Genomic DNA, 18,524 nt, shown 5'->3' with positions numbered 1-18,524 from the left:
AACATCCGGTAAACCCCCTAAATCGTTTTCGTACTAACAAAAACATTCAAAGTTATGTCAAAATTTTTTACGACAAAACAGATTTTCTATTATATGAAAATCACTGCTATTCAACTTATCGTAATTGGGCTGTTTGCGAGCTTGTCTTATGCACGTCCCGGTTTTGGACAGGAGGCTCTCAAAGAGCGGATTTCTGTCTCTGTAAAGGGTAGTAGCCTTAAAACTTTTTTAAGAGAAATAGAAAAGCAAACCGATATTTCGTTCTCTTATCAAAAAGAAGTAACCGCCTCTAAAGAAAAAATCAATGCTGATTTTAAGAATCAAACTGTTGAAGAAATTCTTAAACTCGTATTGACTCCGCGCGAGATTCAGTATCAGCTTATTAAGAAAAACCAAATCATTCTGTCGCGGACAAAAGCGCCACGTTCTTCGTTAATTCCTATTTTAAGAGCAGTGCTTTCCCCTTATGAAACACAAATTTCTAAGACGGTAAGCGGGATAGTCTCCGATGAAAACGGAGATGTATTGCCAGGGGTATCGGTCATTGTGAAAGGAACCACCAAAGGCACTACCACCAAAGGCGATGGCTCCTATTCGATTATGATGGAAGACAAAGAAACCACCCTCATATTTTCATATGTAGGGATGATTTCGCAAGAACTAAACGTAGCCAATTCGACTACACTCAACGTAACCCTAAAAGCTGGCGATAAAACGCTCAACGAAATCGTAGTAGTAGGATACGGCACTCAAAAGAAAGGAAATTTGACGGGAGCCGTAAGTTCTATCAAAGCAGAAGAAATCTCCGAAATTCCCGCAGCTAATTTGGCTTCCACGTTGGCTGGACGTGCCCCAGGACTTTATATTACTCAAAGTGGTGGAAAACCGGGCAAGAGTTCTTCCATAAATATACGCAGATACGACGGTTTTGGTACAGCTCGTCCTCCTTTGTTTGTGATTGACGGGGTGATTGTGGATCAATTTGCCTTCGATGGGCTCGATGCAAGCGAAGTCGAAAATATCTCGGTTTTGAAAGACGGTGCATCATCGGCTGTATATGGCGCGCGTGCTGCCAATGGGGTGATTGTGGTTACGACCAAAAAAGGCGCTAAAGGCAAACCTCGTATCAACTACGTGGCAAGCTATGGAATCGAAGAAGCAACCAAGATTCCCCAAACCCTCTCTGCCTATGAGGAGGCCATGTTTACCAATGATTATTTACAGCAAACCGACCCCAACTATCTCCAAAACGCAGCCTATTATGCCCAAGATGAGTTAGATTATTTCAAAAACAATTCTTTTGATTTACTCAAAACGGAATTTATTCGTCCTACCCTTACTCGTCATGCGCTCAATGTAACGGGTGGAAACGACCGCGTAAGTTATTTTGTTGGGGGTGCTTTTTATAAAGGAACAGGCTCTTTCCGAAATTTAGAGTTTGAAAAATACAACGTTAGAGCCAAAGTAGAAGCCAAAATCACCGACAATCTAAGTGTTTCATTAAATCTAAGTTCTGACACCCGCAACGATGAAAAACCTTATTGGCGCTACGATAGCGACAACGACGATTTCCTAGATTTATATCGCAACCTAGTATTGCGGGGAAAAATGTCGCCAGCTTATCTTGAGTATGAAGGCAAACAGTATCCGGTCGGAAACTTAATGAAATGGCACCCAAGTGAAGTCATCAATGGCAACTCTGGATATAACCGTAAAACTTGGACGAACTATACTACCCAAGTTGACCTTACGTATAAAGTCCCGTTTGTAAAAGGACTGCAATTGCGGGCTTTGTATTCTAAATACATCCGAAATGATTTCCGTAAAGAGTTTAATACACCTTACAAATTATATGTATTTAACTCCCTTGGTTCTAAAAACCACCTCGTAGGAAATATACTGGATCCCAGCAAAACCTTTGAACGAAACGACGGGAATTGGATACGCGAAACCTACCAAAACAGTAATTTTTATCAGCTCAACTTCTTTGTTAACTACGACAAGTCGTTTGGGCATCACAATCTAGGAGGTATGTTTGTGTATGAGCAATTTGAGTCTAACAACCAAAACTTTAGTGCTCAAAACCAATTTTTCATCTCTACGCAGTTAGATCAGTTGTCGTTGGGAAGTAGCGATTCAAAAGACATGAGTGTTTCGGGCGGGCAGCTTGAAGATGGTCGCCTTTCGTATATTGGTCGTCTTAACTATAGTTTTAAAGAGCAGTACTTTTTGGAAGGCTCATTTCGGTATGAAGGGTCGCGGTATTTTGTACCCGAAAAACGCTTCGGATTTTTCCCTTCTATTTCTGCTGGTTGGCGGATTAGCGAAGCACCTTTCTTCAAAAACAACATCACTTTTATCAATGACCTCAAACTCAGAGCCTCTTTTGGAAGAACTGGCGACGACTTGGTCAATACAAGCGTAGGCAATACCGCAGGTGCCCTTCAATGGTCGCAAAGCTATCGCAAAACTGTAGGGGCGGTATTTGGTGGCGGCACTACCAATGGCGTAGCACCTGGCACCATTCCCAATCCCGACATTACTTGGGCTAAGAAAACCACTTTCAATTATGGTTTTGATGCTGGATTTTTTAGTAATAAACTCACCGCCTCTCTCGACATTTACCAAAACAAACGTACTGATATTTTAGGCGCTCGTACCCAAAGTATTCCTTCTACTTTTGGAGGAACCCTCCCCGCCGTCAATTATGGAAGAGTAGATTCTAAAGGGGTAGAAGTGGAGTTGGCTTACCGCAAAAATATCCGCAAAGACCTATCTTATTTCCTTTCCTTCAACTATGGCTATGCCACCAACAAGCAAGTACTGATTGACGAAGCTAGCAATATTCGTCCTTTTCAATCTCAACTTGGACGGCCTACAGGCGGAATTTTTGGACAAATTGCCACCGACATCATCCGTACTCAGGCTGATCTGGACGCCCTACCTGCGGGATATACCATCAATGGCGCCACTCCTCGCTTAGGAATGCTCAACTTCAAAGATATCAGAGGAGCTACTTCCGAAGAACCTGACGGAAAAATTGATGCCAACGACCGCGAGTTTATTGCGACTTTTTCGTCGGCCCCTACTACTTACGGAGCCACGATTGGTGGTAAATGGAAAGGCTTAAGTGTAGATGTGTTTTTCCAAGGCTTAAGTGGTTACAAAAAAGTTCGGCAAATCACCTGGCATGCCTCTCAGTGGCAATCTCAAGAAACCGGAAGCTTTGACTACTGGCGCGACCACTGGACACCTTCCAATCCTAACGCAGCTTATCCTCTTTATTCCGACTTGGGAGGCAATGGCGGCACTTCTACTTTTTGGCTTGAAGATGCGTCTTTTATCCGTCTCAAAAACCTCAATATCGGATATGACATTCCACTCACTTTGACCAAAAAAGTAGGTCTTGAAAACGTGAAAGTGTTTTTCAATGGCGTTAATTTATTTTTATTAAAAGACCGTATCAAGCTTTACGACCCAGAAGGAGGCATCAATGCTTATCCTATCAATCGAAGCTACACACTTGGTCTTAACATCTCATTATAAATCCGTTACGCACATGAAAAAGCTATTTATTCATATATTCACCGTAGTTACTCTTATCTCTTTTACGCAATGCGAGAAAGTTCTTGATAAAAGAGACTTGACTGCGATTCCAGAGCAGGCCGTTTGGAACGACATCGCCTTGGCCACTGCCTATGTCAATCAGTTATATGTTGATAATATGCCCACTTGGCCTACTAATGCCTCTGGCGATTCGGACGAATCGGGCGGAGGGGGAGCTTATATGTTTGGGCAACTTACCATCGATGGTGTAGACTATTGGCCTTACAATCAGATTCGGAATATCAATGTTTTATTAAAAAACTTAGGTTCTGGCTCACTCACCAAAAGTCAACAAGACCCCTTAAAAGGGCAAGCCTTGTTTTTAAGAGCTTGGCAGTACTTCCAGTTAGTTTCTCGCTATGGCGGGGTACCTTTAGTACTTGAACCCCAAGAAATCACCGCCGACCTGCTAGTGAGCCGCAGCAAAACCTCCGAATGTATTGCTCAAATCATCAAAGACTTAGACGAATCCGCCAGTCTTTTACCAGTCAAATGGGACAATATCGACGCAGGCAGAATTACGAAAGGAGCCGTGTTGGCATTCAAAGCCCGGATATTGCTACACTATGCTTCGGAGCAATTTAATCCTACACAGCTCCCTGAGCGCTGGACTACAGCCTACGCTGCTACCAAAGCCGCCAAAGAAGCATTGGAAGGAGCGGGACACGCATTGTTTGCTGATTTTGGAAAACTCTGGTACACCGAAGGCAATGCCAATCCTGAAATAATATTAGCGACTCGTTTTATCAACCCTGGCCGTACTCACAACCGCGACGCTTGTACTCGGCCTTTGGACGAAGCCCAAAACTGTACAGGAGCTAATTATCCCACGATTTCGATGGTAGAAGCGTTTCCTATGAAAAATGGACTTTCTATCAAAGACCCTAACTCAGGATATGACGCTACTGCTTTTTGGCTCAATCGCGACCCTCGTTTTGCGGCTACGGTAGCTTACAATGGAAGCCTATGGGAGCTTTCTGGCAAAACAGGACGTACCCAATGGACATTCTTGGGAAGCCAACAGACGGGTAATACTAACACTGGATTTTATTGTCGTAAAGCGATTTTTGAAGGGTATAAACCCAACGAAACAGAGTTGAGCGGAACCGACTGGATTGAAATCCGTTTTGCAGAAGTGTTGATGAACTTTGCAGAAGCCGCCAACGAAATAGGCAATCCTGCCGAAGCTCTTGACGTACTGAAGGCGATTCGCAAACGGGCTGGTATTGAGGCAGGTGCCAATGGGTTGTACGGTCTCAAAGCCAACATGAGCAAAACCGAAATGAGACAAGCGATTTTGCTCGAAAGAAAAATTGAGTTTGCTTTTGAAGGCAAACGCTCTGCCGATATGCGCCGACGTAGATTGTACGATTCTGAGCTTAATGGAACCAAACGTAAAGGATATCAAATCAACCTGATTGCTTTTAATGGCAGCAAAAATGATTTCTTTGATGCCTTTGCCAAAGGTACTATTGACCTCAACAAAAACTACAATACGTATTTCAGAAATGATGTGCGTGATCTAGATTTAACACAAAGTATCAACTTCAAACCCGAATATTATTTCTTCGCAATTCCAAGAACTCACTTGGAAAAAAATGCGAATTTGAAACAAACCAATGGCTGGGACGGCGGCAGCTTTGACCCACTTCAATAATAAAAATAGCGACGGTATGTTGCACAAACAACATACCGTCGCTCCTAAACCTCTCCTTTCTCTTAAAAAAGTAATAACTCTTTTGTTTTGTCTTTTGAAAAAGCATAGCCCTCTTTGTATGCTTGTGGGTAGGCTATGCCTTATTGATAATAAGTACTGATGCGAAAATAGACTTTCCAAGTTTATAACTCTTCTGATTATCAATAGTATAAACCTAAAACCGCGCGGCGGACCGTTTGGATAGTCTAAACTAATTATGCGTAATTACTTAAAAGCCGTAACTTTTTATGAACATTTTTTATAGGCTATTCCTGACATTAACTCTTTTTTTACCTTCATTTTTGGCAGCCCAATCTGTATCCCTAAGCAGTTTGCTCACCGAAATGGCAGATAGAGACCGACTTGCTCGCTTTCCTTCTCCTTTGTATGAATCTTTACAAGCGAGTAGCTATAATCGTGAATCTACAACCAAAGATGCTCCCGGATGGTTTGCCGATAGCGACGGAACGGGTTTTATCCGTACCGAAGTCATTAATGGAAAGCAAGAATGGGTGGCGATGGAACATACAGGGCCAGGAGCAATTACCAAGATGTGGGCGCCTTATTTCTACTATGGAGGTTTGGACGATTTGGAAGGGCCGATTATCAATATTTACTTAGACGGAGCTACAACTCCCACTATCAGCCAAAACTATTTCAGATTCATCACGGGCAAAGGCTCCGTACCTCCTCCTTTTGCTCGGGTTACGGCTCGTGCTGGCAATAGTTATTTACCTATTCCTTTTGCTAAAAGTTGTAAGGTTACATTTTCACAAAAACCATTTTACAATATCATCAATTATCGGGCTTATCCTTCGGGTACGGTTGTAGAGACATTTACGATGTCACAACTTCGTAAGTCTTTATTACAAATGAACAAAATAAGCCAAATCTTACATTCGGTTTATTCGGCTGATCAGGGAAATGCTATCCATAAAAATGGTATGCTAGAAGCGGGTAAAGAAATGCAACTCTCTATCAGTGGACAAAAAGCAATTCATCAATTAGAGATTTTTGTGGAGCCTGAATATTTAAAAAAACATCCTGAAGTACTTCGGTCGGTGGTATTGGTGGGGCAATTTGACCAACAACAAACCATATGGGTGCCTTTGGGTGATTTTTTTGGCAGCCCCAATGAGCTAAATCCCTTTCAAACATGGACTCGTACCGTCAATTCTCTCGGGCAAATGGTCTGTACGTGGATTATGCCTTTTAAAAATGCGGCTACTATATCCCTTCAAAACCTAAGCTCTGAGCCTCTTCCTATCCAACATTTTGAAATTAAATACAAAAACTGGGCTTGGAACGAGCAGTCGATGTACTTTCATACCAATTGGCGGCCTGATGATATTGTGCAAGGTTCGACTTTTATTGATTGGAATTTCATTGACATTTCGGGCAAAGGTGTGTTGGTAGGAGATGCCATGACGGCCCTCAATCCCGACTATGGATGGTGGGGAGAAGGCGACGAAAAAATCTATGTTGACCAAGCTTGGGAGAAAAAAACACCCACCCATTTTGGTACAGGTACGGAAGATTATTATGGATGGGCCGGCGGCGAAAATCCCTCCAAAGATGATGTATTTTCACATCCTTATTTAGCCAATATCGAAGTAGGCTCTGATACAAAGCGCCGCCGCGACGTAAGAGGATTCAATATCTGCACCCGCATCCGCGCCTTAGATGCTATTCCTTTTTCTAAAAGATTGGTATTCGACATGGAAGCGTCGCCCGGCGTGCAAATTCGTAACCCTTGGGATTTTCTGGGATATTCGGCAGTCGTTTTTTGGTATGGCCAACAGGGAGCTACCCACAATCGCCCCGCTCAGCCCCTCAAAGCCGCTCAACCTATCATGACTTTGAAAGAATTGGACGAAAAGTCATTAAAAGAAAAACAAAAAAAATAAACACATGAAAAAATGGATATGTCTGTGGCTAGTGCTTGTGGGGAGTTTTCACACCTACGCGCAGCCCCTCAAAGAATCTGAACTAGTGCTTCCCACGCCTCGCCAAGTAGAATGGGCCAATGCCGAAATCGGGGCATTGATTCATTATGATGTACAAGTCTATGAACCTTCTTATAAATGGCGCAAGGACTTCAATTATCAACCAAGCCCCGCTATTTTTAATCCTGATAAACTCAATACGGATCAGTGGATAAAAGCCGCCAAAGATGCGGGAGCCACTTATGTAGTTTTAGTAGCCAAGCATTGTTCGGGTTTTAGTTTATGGCCAACCGATGCCCACGAATACAGCATCAAAAACTCTCCTTGGAAAAACGGAAAAGGTGACATTGTAGCGGATTTTATTGCTTCCTGTAAAAAATACAATATCAAACCAGGCATCTATGCCAGTGCTTCTGCCAATGCCTATTGCAAAGTAGATAATCCTGGATTGGTTATCAATAGAGACCCTGTAGCCCAGAAAAAATACAATGAGATTGTGATGCAGCAGCTCACCGAACTCTGGACGCGCTACGGAAATTTGTTTGAAATCTGGTTTGATGGTGGCGTACTTCCTTCTTCCAAAGGCGGCCCTCCCATTGCCGACCTCCTCAAAAAACTCCAACCCGACGCGGTGGTGTTTCAAGGACCTTATGGCTTCAAAAACCTCGTACGGTGGGTAGGCAATGAAGAAGGATTGGCGGCTTATCCTTGCTGGGCTACCGCCGACTCTACCACCCAAGCTGATGGTACAGTAGTCATGAAAGGGCTTCATGGCAATCCCAACGGCAAAGTATGGTGCCCTGGAGAAGCAGATGTGCCTTTGCGAAGCAATAAATCTTTTGAAGGCGGGTGGTTTTGGAAAGAAGGACAAGACGAGGTCATTAGCTCATTGGACTTGATGATGCACCGTTATTACAATAGCGTGGGACGCAACACAAACCTCCTGATTGGAATTGTGATAGACAAACATGGCCTCGTGCCCGATGCAGATGTAGCACGACTCAGCGAATTTGGTCAAGAAGTAAAAAAGCATTTTTCAACCCCTTTGGCTTCTACGCAAGGAAAAGGCCAGCAATGGACTCTCAAATGGAAAACCAATACGGCTCCTAAGTTTGCGGTGATTCAAGAAAATATCAGCAAAGGCGAACGTATTCGTGCGTATCAACTCGAAGGACTTGTCAATGGTAACTGGGAATCTTTGGCGCAAGGTAGCAGCGTAGGACACAAAAGAATCGAAGTGTTACCTTCTAAAAATATCCAAAGTTTAAGGCTCAAAATCACCGATAGCGTAGGGGAAGTTCAGTTAGCCAAATTTGCAGTATATTAAGTTTTAAAAACATATCTCCTTTCGACCAACCTATCCTGGCTTATGAAGATTTTTAAATTATTAATTTTTGTTTTTTCGATTGTATATCACTCTCATAGTCAGACTACTATCCAATGGAAAGAGCAGCACCCTGGGATTTGGAAAGCAATCGTGGGCAAACCCGAAAAAATAACTTTATTGAGCGCAGCCAATGCCAAACCCAACCTCACTGCACTCTCTAATCTTCCCAAAACTTCTTTTCCTTTAGACAAACCCGATATCAAGGTACAGGTCATTGACCACAAGACTTATTTAAGGTTTCCGTTGGAGAAAGAAGAACAAATTTTTGGCTTAGGGCTCAATTTCCAAACTGTCAACCAACGAGGCCGGATTCTTAATCTCCATGTGGATCATTATGGCGGTAAAGACAATGGTCGCACGCATGCTCCCGTGCCTTTTTATGTCTCTTCCAAAGGATATGGGGTGCTTATAGATGTGGCGCGTTATATCACCGTATATGCCGGTACAGCCATTAGAACCGATGCCAAGCATCCTCCCGTGTTGCGCGACCGCAACACTGACAAGCAATGGGAAGCCCAACCCTACTCGGATGCTATAGAAATACTGATTCCTGCCGAAGGAGCCAACATTTATGTTTTTGGAGGTCCTACTCCAATGAATGTAGTCCAAAGATACAATCTCATGAATGGTGGTGGCTACCTTCCTCCCAAATGGGGATTGGGCTTTACGCAGCGTGTACCGACATTATATTCACAAGACGATATACTGAAAGAAGTCCAAAGTTTTGAAGAACATCATTTTCCTCTTGATTTTATCGGCGTAGAACCCGGCTGGCATAGCATGGCTTATCCCTGTACTTTTGAATGGGACAAAAGCCGTTTTCCCGACCCTAAGGGTTTTCTACAAACATTGGCTCAAAAAGGCATCAGCGCCAATCTTTGGCTCAATCCTTTCGTTTCGCCGGTAGGGTCTTTGTATCCCAAAATCAAACCTTACACTGGTTCTCACACCGTTTGGAATGGCATTGTGCCTGACTTTACTATGCCCCAAGCGCGTCAGTTGTTCAAAGATCATTTTATGAAACACCATCTGAGCATCGGCGTAGGTGGATACAAAATAGACGAAGTAGATGGATTTGACAGCTGGCTGTGGCCCGATGTAGCCACCTTTCCCTCTGGCACTACCGCCGAGCAAATGCGCCAAACTTACGGTCTTATGGTACAAAATATGACGGGTAGTTGGTACAAAGAAATCAATAAACGTACCTATGGACTCGTAAGAGCCTCAAATGCAGGAGCAAGCAATTTTCCTTATGTGATTTACAACGACTACTATAGTCATAAAGATTTCATCACGGCCTTGGTCAACAGTAGTTTTATTGGTGTACTCTGGACCCCCGAGGTAAGGGCTTCCAAAACCGCCGAAGAATGGGTACGACGGATGCAATCGGTGTGTTTTTCGCCGATGGCTATGCTCAATGCGTGGGCCGATGGCACCAAGCCTTGGTCTTTCCCTGAAGTAGAACAAGCCGTGAATGACGTCGCCAACTTGCGTATGCAATTGCTCCCTTACCTCTATTCGACCTTTGCCCAATATCACTTTGAAGGAAAACCACCGTTTAGAGCGATGAATTTGGTAGAAGGCTTTGGTTTTAAATCCACCACGGAGGCAGGTACTTTTGACGCCACCTCCAATCCTTATGCTATGAGTATCAAAAAAGACATCAAAGACCAATATATGATGGGAGATTTTGTATTGGTAGCTCCTATGTTTGCAGGCGAAAAAAGCCGAGATGTGTACTTACCCCAAGGCAAATGGTATGACTTTTATACGGGCCAATTGGTGGGCGAAAATCAAGTCATCAAAGTCACTCCTGCACTTGACAAAATACCGTTGTTTGTCAAAGACGGGGGTATTATTCCTATGATTCCAGTTCGTCAACGCGCCCCTAAAGCCAATGAAACATTGCCTTTGACCGTCAGACACTATGGCACCGCTCCTAATTCATTGCAACTTTATGACGACGACGGCACTTCTTTTGACTATGAAAAAGGGCAATATTCATTCACAAAGTTAGCTGTTATGAAAACAGCCGACGGAAAACTTAGAGGAGAAATAGCTACTCCGACTACGGGCAAACCTTTTGGATATACAAAAGAAATCAAATGGGAGTTTATGACTCCCTCTAATAACTAAACTAAACTATCTCTAAACCTTCTCGTGCTTGTTGGCAGGCCTGAGATTTCTTCTTCATATTTATAATGAAACCTATTTTTTCTCTCATTCTATTATGGTGTTTAGTGTTCCAACTAAATGCCCAGAGTCCAGGCCTTTCACGCTATGACAAATTGACGACAACTGATTGGCTAGTGGCACCTATTGCCCAAAAAGCCGAAGTCATCACTGAAGGTAAAAACATCATTTTGTATAATGGCTTGGTAAAACGCGTATTCAGAATTGAACCCAATGTAGCGTGTATTGACTACAAAAACCTTTCTAATGGACAGCAGCTCCTTCGAGGGGTGAAACCCGAAGCACGTATCACTGTCAACGACAAAGAATACAGTGTAGGGGGGCTGATTGGCCAAAAAGAAAACGCATATCTGCTGCCCGAATGGCTTGATAAAATGACCGTAGGGCCTGAAGATTTTCTGTTCGTTTCTCATACTGTTTCCGACATCAAGCCCTTCATCAATTTCAAGGCTAAAACGTGGGGAATCAATCAAAAACAACCTACTGGTAAGCACGTTGCCTTTAAATACAAAGCCCAAGCCGATGCCGTAAAAGGTCTTGAAGTCACCGTCAACTATGAATTGTACGACGGTATTCCGTTGATTGTGAAGTGGGTTTCTATCGAAAATAAAAACAACCAAGAACTAAAACTAAACCGTGTCGTAAATGAAGTCTTGGCGCTGGTGGAAGAAGAGAGTGCGGTTGTGGGCAAACCCGAAGAAATGAAAAAACAGCATGGGATTTATGTTGAGACCAATTATGCTTTCAACAATGCCATGCGCTACGACATCAGCGACCAAACGACACACTGGAAAATAGATCGTACTTATACATCGCAGGTTAATTATAACTACGAAACGCCCTGTTTGCTAGAAGTATATCCAGAAAAAGCGCCCGGCATTGACCTTCAGCCCAACGAGATTTTCAACTCCGTCAGAACACACGAATTGTTGATGGATAGCTACGACCGTCAACGGCGAGGATTGATGATTCGAAAAATGTATAGAACGGTCGCTCCTTGGACTACCCAAAACCCTATTTTCATGCACTTAGTGAGTCGCAACGATGAGCAAGTACGGAGCTGCATTGACCAATGCGCCGCTACGGGTTATGAGGCGGTTATTTTGAGTTTTGGAAGCCATCTCAATATGGAAGATAGTACGGCTAAAAATATTCAACGTTGGAAAGAACTCGCCGACTATGCCCACAGCAAAAATATCTTATTAGGAGGATATTCGCTTTTTAGTAGCCGCCGTATCAGTGATGAAGACGATGTAGTTGACCCTAAAACTGGCAAACCGGGCGGCGCTTTTTTTGGTCATGCACCTTGTTTTGGAAGCAAGTGGGGATTGGCTTATCGTAACAAAATCAAGTATTTTTTCGAAAAAACAGGATTTGACATCTGGGAAAACGACGGACCTTATCCAGGCGATGTGTGCGGCTCTACCTCTCATCCCGGCCACAAAGGACTAGACGATTCGCAATGGCGACAAATGGAAATTCAAAAAGAACTGTATCGCTGGCTCAACGAACACGGGGTATATATCAATGCCCCCGACTGGTATTTCTTAGATGGCACTCACAAAATAGCGATTGGATACCGTGAAGTAAATTTTTCACTTTCTAGAGAGCAACAGCGCATCCTTAATCGCCAAAACATCCACGACGGCACTATCGAAAAAACAGCCTCTATGAGCTGGGGTTTTGTGCCTCTGACGCGCTATCAAGGTGGCGGGCCTGAAGCTATCTTAGAGCCTCTTAGCGAGCACCTCAAAGACTATGAGCAGCTGATGGTGCAATATTATGGAGCAGGAGTGCAGGCCTGTTATAGAGGACCTCGCCTGTATGATACCGAAACCACAAGGCAACTAGTATCCAATACCGTAAGTTGGTACAAACAATACCGCGATATTTTGAATGCTGATATGATTCAACTCCGCCGTGCTGATGGCCGCGATTGGGATGGTCTTATCCATGTCAACCCTCAACTCAAGCAAAAGGGATTTGTGATGCTCTACAATCCCACAAAAGAGAAAATGACTCGAACTATCAAAGTGCCGCTTTATTATACAGGTTTGACAAGTGCTGCTACTTTTAAAGAAAAAGGGAAGGTTGCTAAAAAATACCCCCTTAACCGAAATCATGAAGTAGAACTCACATTTATGATTGAACCCGAAAATTATACTTGGTTTACGGTGGAGTAACTAGTATTATCCTTAAACATGAGTCGTCCCGACAATTGGAGAGCATAACAGATAGAAGCCAAAAATTTGTAGTCAAAAGCTACATCAGTTAAGGTTTGACTTCTCCGAAGTCCTTTGTTTAGAGGTCAAAACATCATGCTACAAAGATTAACTTCTTCGAAGCTATTCGTCCACAACAGCATTTTCACATTCTGCCTCGGAGAAGCGCAAAGTTTGTAGCTAACAAGCTTTTGCCACCAAAACAAAGGACTTCGGAGAAATCAGATTAAAGAGTGAGTTAAACAACATTTGCAAAAAAGATAGAGATGATAATCGTAAAAAAACCTTCTGATTTGTATCTACTCAAATACAAATCAGAAGGTTTTTTAAGTTACGAATCATCCATAATTAGCAGGACTCTTATTTTTCTTTTTTATACCAATCCTATTGTTTTACAAACTTGATTGTAAGCGAACTCGCATCAAGAGTTTTGATAAAATAAACTCCCGTTGGTAAATCCCCTAGCTCAAGTTCATGAACGTGCATTTGTCGACTTTCTAATATTTCTTGAGTAGCCATCACCTTTCCAGTACTGCTAATAATCTGAAAATGTACAGGTTGTGCTTTACGGTAATTCAACACCACTTTCAATGTTTTTTGTACGGGTGAAGGATATACCCACAACTCATCTGTACGTTTTTTATCAATGCTCATAATCAGACCATTATCAAGGTATTCATAAGGTGGTATCACTATCGGGACTCCTCCTCTATCTTCCGTTGTCATACTAATCTCGCGATAAGTCTCACTTATTTTTTGTCCTTCGCGCCATTCTTCTACTACTACCACATACGCATATCTTCCTACTTGCGTAGGTGCTATCCAAGTCACATTTCCAGTTTGAGGATTGATTTTAAATGTTCCTTCCTTTGTCACTTCATTAGGATACTTGTAGCTTTCTATCTCTCGTCCAGTACAAATTTCTGGTTGTCCTCGCTTTATGGATGCTAATCGATATACCAAACTATCACCTTCCGCATCAATGGCTTTTTGGCTATAAGAATAGACCTGCTTGAGAGGAGCTGCTTGGGTATCTATACCTTGTTCAAAAGTAGGGGTACTATTGGGTATATTGGTTACAAAAGTAGTTTGTATGTGAAACGGTGCATTATTGTTTGCTGAAATATTGACCAAATCACCCGCCCGATTTTCAAGCCCCACCGACACGGTATACACGCCAGGCGCAGCATAAGTGTAACTCATATCATACACATTTAGAGAAATATTAGTACCAATTTGTATTTTTATCTTTCGAGAAGCCTTCAAGATTTGCCCTTTTTCTCCGACACATATACTCACATCATGTTGCCCTGCGCTAGCAATCGCCCCTGTTGTTTCATCCATGTAAAGGTTGACCTTAATTTGATAGTTTAAGCTTTGAGGTGAAGTGCGCTTAACTGAAATTTCACCCCCTATCACATGAGTAGCCAAGGAAGGCTGAATGGCTACTAAAAACAAGATAAATGTAGATAACTTTTTCATGACGCTGTTTGGGTTTATTGTTTTAAAACGACAGCTATGTAAAAGTTATTATCTCTGACAGTTAGACACTTACTAGTATTTCCTGAATTAAAGTAAGCTATTTTGTAACACTAATTTTCTCTACTTTCTTTTGTACAAAAAATAAAAGCTCTTCCGCCTCACAGAGGCCAGAAGAGCTTCGAATTCTGCTAAATTAGGAATAACTTATGATAGCTTTTGTCCCAACAATTGATTGACAACTTTGGGATCGGCGCTGCCTTTTGATTTTTTCATGACTTCGCCAACAAACAAGCCCATTAAGCCTTTTTTGCCTTTTTTGAATTCTTTTACCTTATCAGGCATGGCGGCCAAAACCTCATCCACAATTGCTTCCAACGCGCCTGCATCGCTGTTTTGTAGCCAATTGTTTTGCTGGGCTACATCAAGTGGTGATAGCGACGGATTTTCGAGCAATACGGGAAGTAGTTTTTGCGAAGCCGTAGTATGGCTCACTTGGTTATTTTCTACCAACTTAATCACCTCCGCCAATTGAGCTGGCGAAAGCGGGAACTGCTCGGCAGTAGCGTCGTTGTTTTCGTTAAGAAAAGTCTTTACGGGGCCTAATACCCAGTTGGCCGCCGCTTGGTAATTGCCACAAGCGGCTCCGAGTACTTCAAAGTAAAACGCCACGTCTTTGGTATCAACGAGGGTAGTGGCATGGCCTGCCGAAAGCCCGTAGTGAGTGGTGAATTTTTCGAACAAAACGCGTGGCAACGGAGGCATTTCGGCTTGGATTTGGTTCATCCATTCGTCCGAAATAAACACGGGAGCCAAATCGGGTTCGGGAAAATAACGATAATCGTTCATGGTTTCCTTCATCCGCATTCCTGATGTTTCGCCCGTTTCGGGGTCAAACATCCGCGTTTCTTGCAAAATTGTTTCCCCATTTTCAACCATTTCTACTTGCCGACGAAACTCCGTTTCCACGGCTTTCATGACGTTGCGGATAGAGTTCATATTTTTGACCTCTACTTTAGTCCCCAACGTAGTGGCTCCTTTCAAACGGACTGACACGTTCAGATCGCAGCGGAGCGAACCTTCTTCCATATTGCCATCGCAAATATCGATAAAACGAACGAGTTGGCGAACGGCTGTCAAAAACGCACCCGCTTCTTCAGCCGAACCAATACAAGGGTCCGTAACCATTTCAATCAGGGGTGTTCCTGCGCGGTTGTAGTCGAGTAAGGTATCCGTAACGGCACCGTCGTGTACCGATTTTCCTGCGTCTTCTTCCAAGTGAATGTGGTGAATTTTCACCGTCCGTTCCACGGTTTTTCCTGCTTTGTCTTTGAACGAAACAGGAATTCCACCGCCTACGCAGATAGGTGCTTTGTCTTGCGACAACTGATAGCCCTTTGGTAGGTCGGGATAGAAGTAGTTTTTGCGGTCAAAAATCGTGTGGCGAGTGATTTCGCACCCGCACGCAATCCCCATTCGAACAGCGTATTCAACGGCTTTTTTGTTCAATTTGGGAAGTGTACCTGGGTGGGCCAACGTAATGACACTGATATTGGTATTGGGCTCGCTACCAAATTGGTTGGCGTCGGCCGCAAAAATCTTAGTTTGGGTCTGTAACTGACAGTGTACTTCTAAGCCAATCACGATTTCGTATTTGGCGAGTACTTCGGGCGATAGTGTAAGCGTTTCGGTCATTTATCTTCAGAATAGCCTCCCGTCACTTTTCGGAAGGCGTCGATGATTTCTACAAAGTGGAGATTATCTGTATGCAAAATTAGAGAGTTTAGATAAACTATATCAGAGTAGTCATCAATAGTGGCATCTACTTTAACAAATTGGCCATGTTTAAATTCTTCAAACCATGCCCCAAATTTCCTTGAAATATTACATTTTACGAATTTGGCTCACCAATTCCCTGACTTTAGGGTTGTTTTTAACATCGTCGTCCATTTTTTTCTCCAATTCTCGTTTGCTTGCCAACATTCTCTTCGCCCAGGCGACTGCCCGCTCTTGGCGCAACTGCTCCTCTGTTTTTGCGATAGTTTCCATGTTCGTTGGATTTTTTTACAAAGATAGTAATTCAGGGTGTAAAAATTTTTAATAGTATGCTTGCATACTATTTTTGTTTCTCCTAATTTTGTTTAACAAGCAGAAACATAACATAATTCCTAAGACCATGATATCCGTAGAAAATCGTGCCAGTATCAAAGGTGGCGAGTTCCTGATTAAAGACACTGATGCTTCTCAAGTATTTATACCCGAAGAGTTTACCGAAGAGCAATTGATGATTGCGCAGTCGTGCCGTGATTTTTTAGCCACGGAAATTTGGCCGCGTTTGGATGAAATTGACCAAGCAAAATCGCCTGAACTCATGTCGTCGTTGATGGACAAAGCAGGTGAATTGGGCTTGCTCGGCACCGCCGTACCTGAAGAATATGGCGGCTTTGGAATGAGTTTCAATACCTCTATGCTGGTGGCGGAGGCTACAGGAGCGGGACATTCTTTTTCGGTAGCATTGTCGGCCCATACGGGTATCGGTACCTTGCCTATCTTGTATTATGGCAACGAAGCTCAAAAAAACAATTACTTGCCCAAATTGGCCTCTGGCGAATGGAAAGCCGCTTACTGCTTAACCGAACCTGATTCAGGCTCAGATGCTAATTCAGGAAAAACAAAGGCAGTATTAAGCGAAGATGGAAAAAGCTATGTAATCAACGGTCAAAAAATGTGGATTACCAACGGAGGTTTTGCCGATTTGTTTATTGTTTTCGCCAAAATTGAAGAAGGAGGAAAAACTGATAAAAACTTGACGGCATTTATTATAGAGAAAACCTTTGGGGGTATCACAATGAATGAGCCTGAGCACAAAATGGGCATCAAAGGTTCTGATACACGTCAGATTTTCTTTAATGATTGCCATGTTCCGGTAGAAAACATGCTCTCTGAGCGAGGAAATGGTTTTAAGATTGCCGTCAATATCCTTAACGTCGGTCGTATCAAATTAGCAGTAGCCGCCGTGGGAGGAGCCAAAGAAGTAGCCGTGCAAGCTATTCAATATGCCAACGAACGCAAGCAATTTGGAGTGGCAATTAGCACTTTTGGAGCTATCAAACATAAGCTGGCCGAGATGGCAGTGAAACTATACGCTTCCGAATCAGCTGCTTATCGTGCTGGTCAGAATATTGACGATGCTATCGAAGACCTAAAAGCCAAAGGATTGAGCGATGCAGAAGCCAAACTCAAAGCCTTGGAACAATTTGCCATCGAATGCGCTATCATGAAAGTGCACGGCTCAGAAGTGCTAGATTATGTAGTCGATGAAGGGGTGCAGGTATATGGAGGAATGGGCTTCTCAGCAGATGCTCCTATGGACCGTGCTTACCGCGATAGCCGCATCAATCGGATTTTTGAAGGAACCAACGAAATCAACCGTATGCTGACGGTCGATATGCTCCTCAAACGTGCCATGAAAGGCGAACTTGATTTGATGGGGCCTGCAATGGCCGTGGCGAAAGAAATCATGTCGATTCCTGATTTTAGCACTACAGACGATGAAGTAGCTTTTGCGGCGGAGAAAAAAGTCATCAAAAACTTGAAAAAAGCGGCATTGATGGTAGCCGGTGCTGCGGTACAGAAGTTTATGATGAAACTTTCGGAAGAGCAAGAAATCCTGATGAATGTAGCCGATATGGCGATTGAAATTTATGCAGCAGAGTCAGCGATTTTGCGTACCGAAAAATTAATAGGTATCAAAGGCGAAGCTGCTTGTACATTACAAAAAGATTTAGCAATGTGCTATTTGCACGAGGCCGTTGAGAAAGTAAATAGCGCAGGCAAGTCAGCAATTATGTCTTTTGCCGAAGGCGATGAGCTGCGTGTAATGCTCATGGGCTTGAAACGCTTCACGAAGATTGAGCCTTTCAATACCAAAACAGCTCGTCGCCGTGTAGCAGACGCTATGATTAGCGAGAATAAATATATATTTTAGTTTCCAC

Annotated in this window: 11 protein-coding genes; 7 read left to right on the top strand and 4 right to left on the bottom strand. The window is 43.1% G+C overall.

What is annotated here, in order from left to right; genetic code table 11:
* Positions 1-93: 93 nt before the first annotated feature.
* The 6 genes from P1X15_RS02520 to P1X15_RS02495 all read left to right on the top strand — a co-directional run bounded on the left by P1X15_RS02520 (position 94) and on the right by P1X15_RS02495 (position 13,011).
* On the top strand, positions 94-3,546 hold the full coding sequence (locus P1X15_RS02520; RefSeq protein WP_277336564.1) for a SusC/RagA family TonB-linked outer membrane protein: 3,453 nt from the start codon (positions 94-96) through the stop codon (positions 3,544-3,546).
* 13 nt (positions 3,547-3,559) lie between these two features.
* Positions 3,560-5,263 (top strand): RagB/SusD family nutrient uptake outer membrane protein, encoded by a 1,704-nt coding sequence (locus P1X15_RS02515; protein ID WP_277336563.1) that lies wholly within the window; start codon positions 3,560-3,562, stop codon positions 5,261-5,263.
* Positions 5,264-5,550: 287 nt separating this feature from the next.
* Positions 5,551-7,209, top strand: a complete 1,659-nt coding sequence (locus tag P1X15_RS02510; protein ID WP_277336562.1) for a glycoside hydrolase family 172 protein — start codon at positions 5,551-5,553, stop codon at positions 7,207-7,209.
* 4 nt (positions 7,210-7,213) lie between these two features.
* A complete protein-coding gene (locus P1X15_RS02505; RefSeq protein WP_277336561.1) occupies positions 7,214-8,575 on the top strand; it encodes an alpha-L-fucosidase in 1,362 nt (453 codons plus the stop codon).
* Between the two features lie 42 nt (positions 8,576-8,617).
* The gene (locus P1X15_RS02500; protein WP_277336560.1) at positions 8,618-10,771 is read left to right on the top strand and encodes a TIM-barrel domain-containing protein; all 2,154 of its coding nucleotides are present in this window, start codon (positions 8,618-8,620) and stop codon (positions 10,769-10,771) included.
* Positions 10,772-10,836: 65 nt separating this feature from the next.
* On the top strand, positions 10,837-13,011 hold the full coding sequence (locus P1X15_RS02495) for an alpha-galactosidase (RefSeq protein WP_277336559.1): 2,175 nt from the start codon (positions 10,837-10,839) through the stop codon (positions 13,009-13,011).
* A 423-nt stretch (positions 13,012-13,434) separates the two neighbouring features.
* Here P1X15_RS02495 and P1X15_RS02490 read toward each other — a convergent pair whose 3' ends face one another.
* The 4 genes from P1X15_RS02490 to P1X15_RS02480 form a co-directional block, all read right to left on the bottom strand.
* Positions 13,435-14,532, bottom strand: coding sequence for a T9SS type A sorting domain-containing protein (locus P1X15_RS02490; RefSeq protein ID WP_277336558.1), 1,098 nt, complete (start codon positions 14,530-14,532; stop codon positions 13,435-13,437).
* 204 nt (positions 14,533-14,736) lie between these two features.
* Positions 14,737-16,224, bottom strand: a complete 1,488-nt coding sequence (gene gatB, locus P1X15_RS02485; RefSeq protein WP_277336557.1) for an Asp-tRNA(Asn)/Glu-tRNA(Gln) amidotransferase subunit GatB — start codon at positions 16,222-16,224, stop codon at positions 14,737-14,739.
* A complete protein-coding gene (locus tag P1X15_RS32550; RefSeq protein ID WP_409049667.1) occupies positions 16,221-16,412 on the bottom strand; it encodes a DUF6169 family protein in 192 nt (63 codons plus the stop codon). Before P1X15_RS32550 ends, gatB begins: the two co-directional genes overlap by 4 nt.
* A gap of 1 nt (position 16,413) precedes the next feature.
* Positions 16,414-16,578: a hypothetical protein gene (locus tag P1X15_RS02480; RefSeq protein ID WP_157585573.1), complete on the bottom strand. Its 165-nt coding sequence runs from the start codon at positions 16,576-16,578 to the stop codon at positions 16,414-16,416.
* Between the two features lie 127 nt (positions 16,579-16,705).
* Between P1X15_RS02480 and P1X15_RS02475 the strand changes: the two genes are divergently transcribed.
* Positions 16,706-18,517: an acyl-CoA dehydrogenase family protein gene (locus P1X15_RS02475; protein ID WP_277336556.1), complete on the top strand. Its 1,812-nt coding sequence runs from the start codon at positions 16,706-16,708 to the stop codon at positions 18,515-18,517.
* Positions 18,518-18,524 lie beyond the last annotated feature (7 nt).

This window comes from Runella sp. MFBS21, assembly GCF_029433105.1.
Taxonomy (GTDB): Bacteria; Bacteroidota; Bacteroidia; order Cytophagales; family Spirosomataceae; genus Runella.
The sequence above is the reverse complement of the archived record's forward strand: the minus strand, read 5'-3'. Positions and strand labels throughout refer to the sequence as shown.

What these genes read in the sequence shown, in the direction of transcription:
- P1X15_RS02520 (WP_277336564.1), top strand. Translation starts at nt 94, where the DNA reads ATGAAAATCACTGCTATTCAACTTATCGTAATTGGGCTGTTTGCGAGC.
- P1X15_RS02515 (WP_277336563.1), top strand. Translation starts at nt 3,560, where the DNA reads ATGAAAAAGCTATTTATTCATATATTCACCGTAGTTACTCTTATCTCT.
- P1X15_RS02510 (WP_277336562.1), top strand. Translation starts at nt 5,551, where the DNA reads ATGAACATTTTTTATAGGCTATTCCTGACATTAACTCTTTTTTTACCT.
- P1X15_RS02505 (WP_277336561.1), top strand. Translation starts at nt 7,214, where the DNA reads ATGAAAAAATGGATATGTCTGTGGCTAGTGCTTGTGGGGAGTTTTCAC.
- P1X15_RS02500 (WP_277336560.1), top strand. Translation starts at nt 8,618, where the DNA reads ATGAAGATTTTTAAATTATTAATTTTTGTTTTTTCGATTGTATATCAC.
- P1X15_RS02495 (WP_277336559.1), top strand. Translation starts at nt 10,837, where the DNA reads ATGAAACCTATTTTTTCTCTCATTCTATTATGGTGTTTAGTGTTCCAA.
- P1X15_RS02490 (WP_277336558.1), bottom strand. Translation starts at nt 14,532, where the DNA reads ATGAAAAAGTTATCTACATTTATCTTGTTTTTAGTAGCCATTCAGCCT.
- gatB (WP_277336557.1), bottom strand. Translation starts at nt 16,224, where the DNA reads ATGACCGAAACGCTTACACTATCGCCCGAAGTACTCGCCAAATACGAA.
- P1X15_RS02480 (WP_157585573.1), bottom strand. Translation starts at nt 16,578, where the DNA reads ATGGAAACTATCGCAAAAACAGAGGAGCAGTTGCGCCAAGAGCGGGCA.
- P1X15_RS02475 (WP_277336556.1), top strand. Translation starts at nt 16,706, where the DNA reads ATGATATCCGTAGAAAATCGTGCCAGTATCAAAGGTGGCGAGTTCCTG.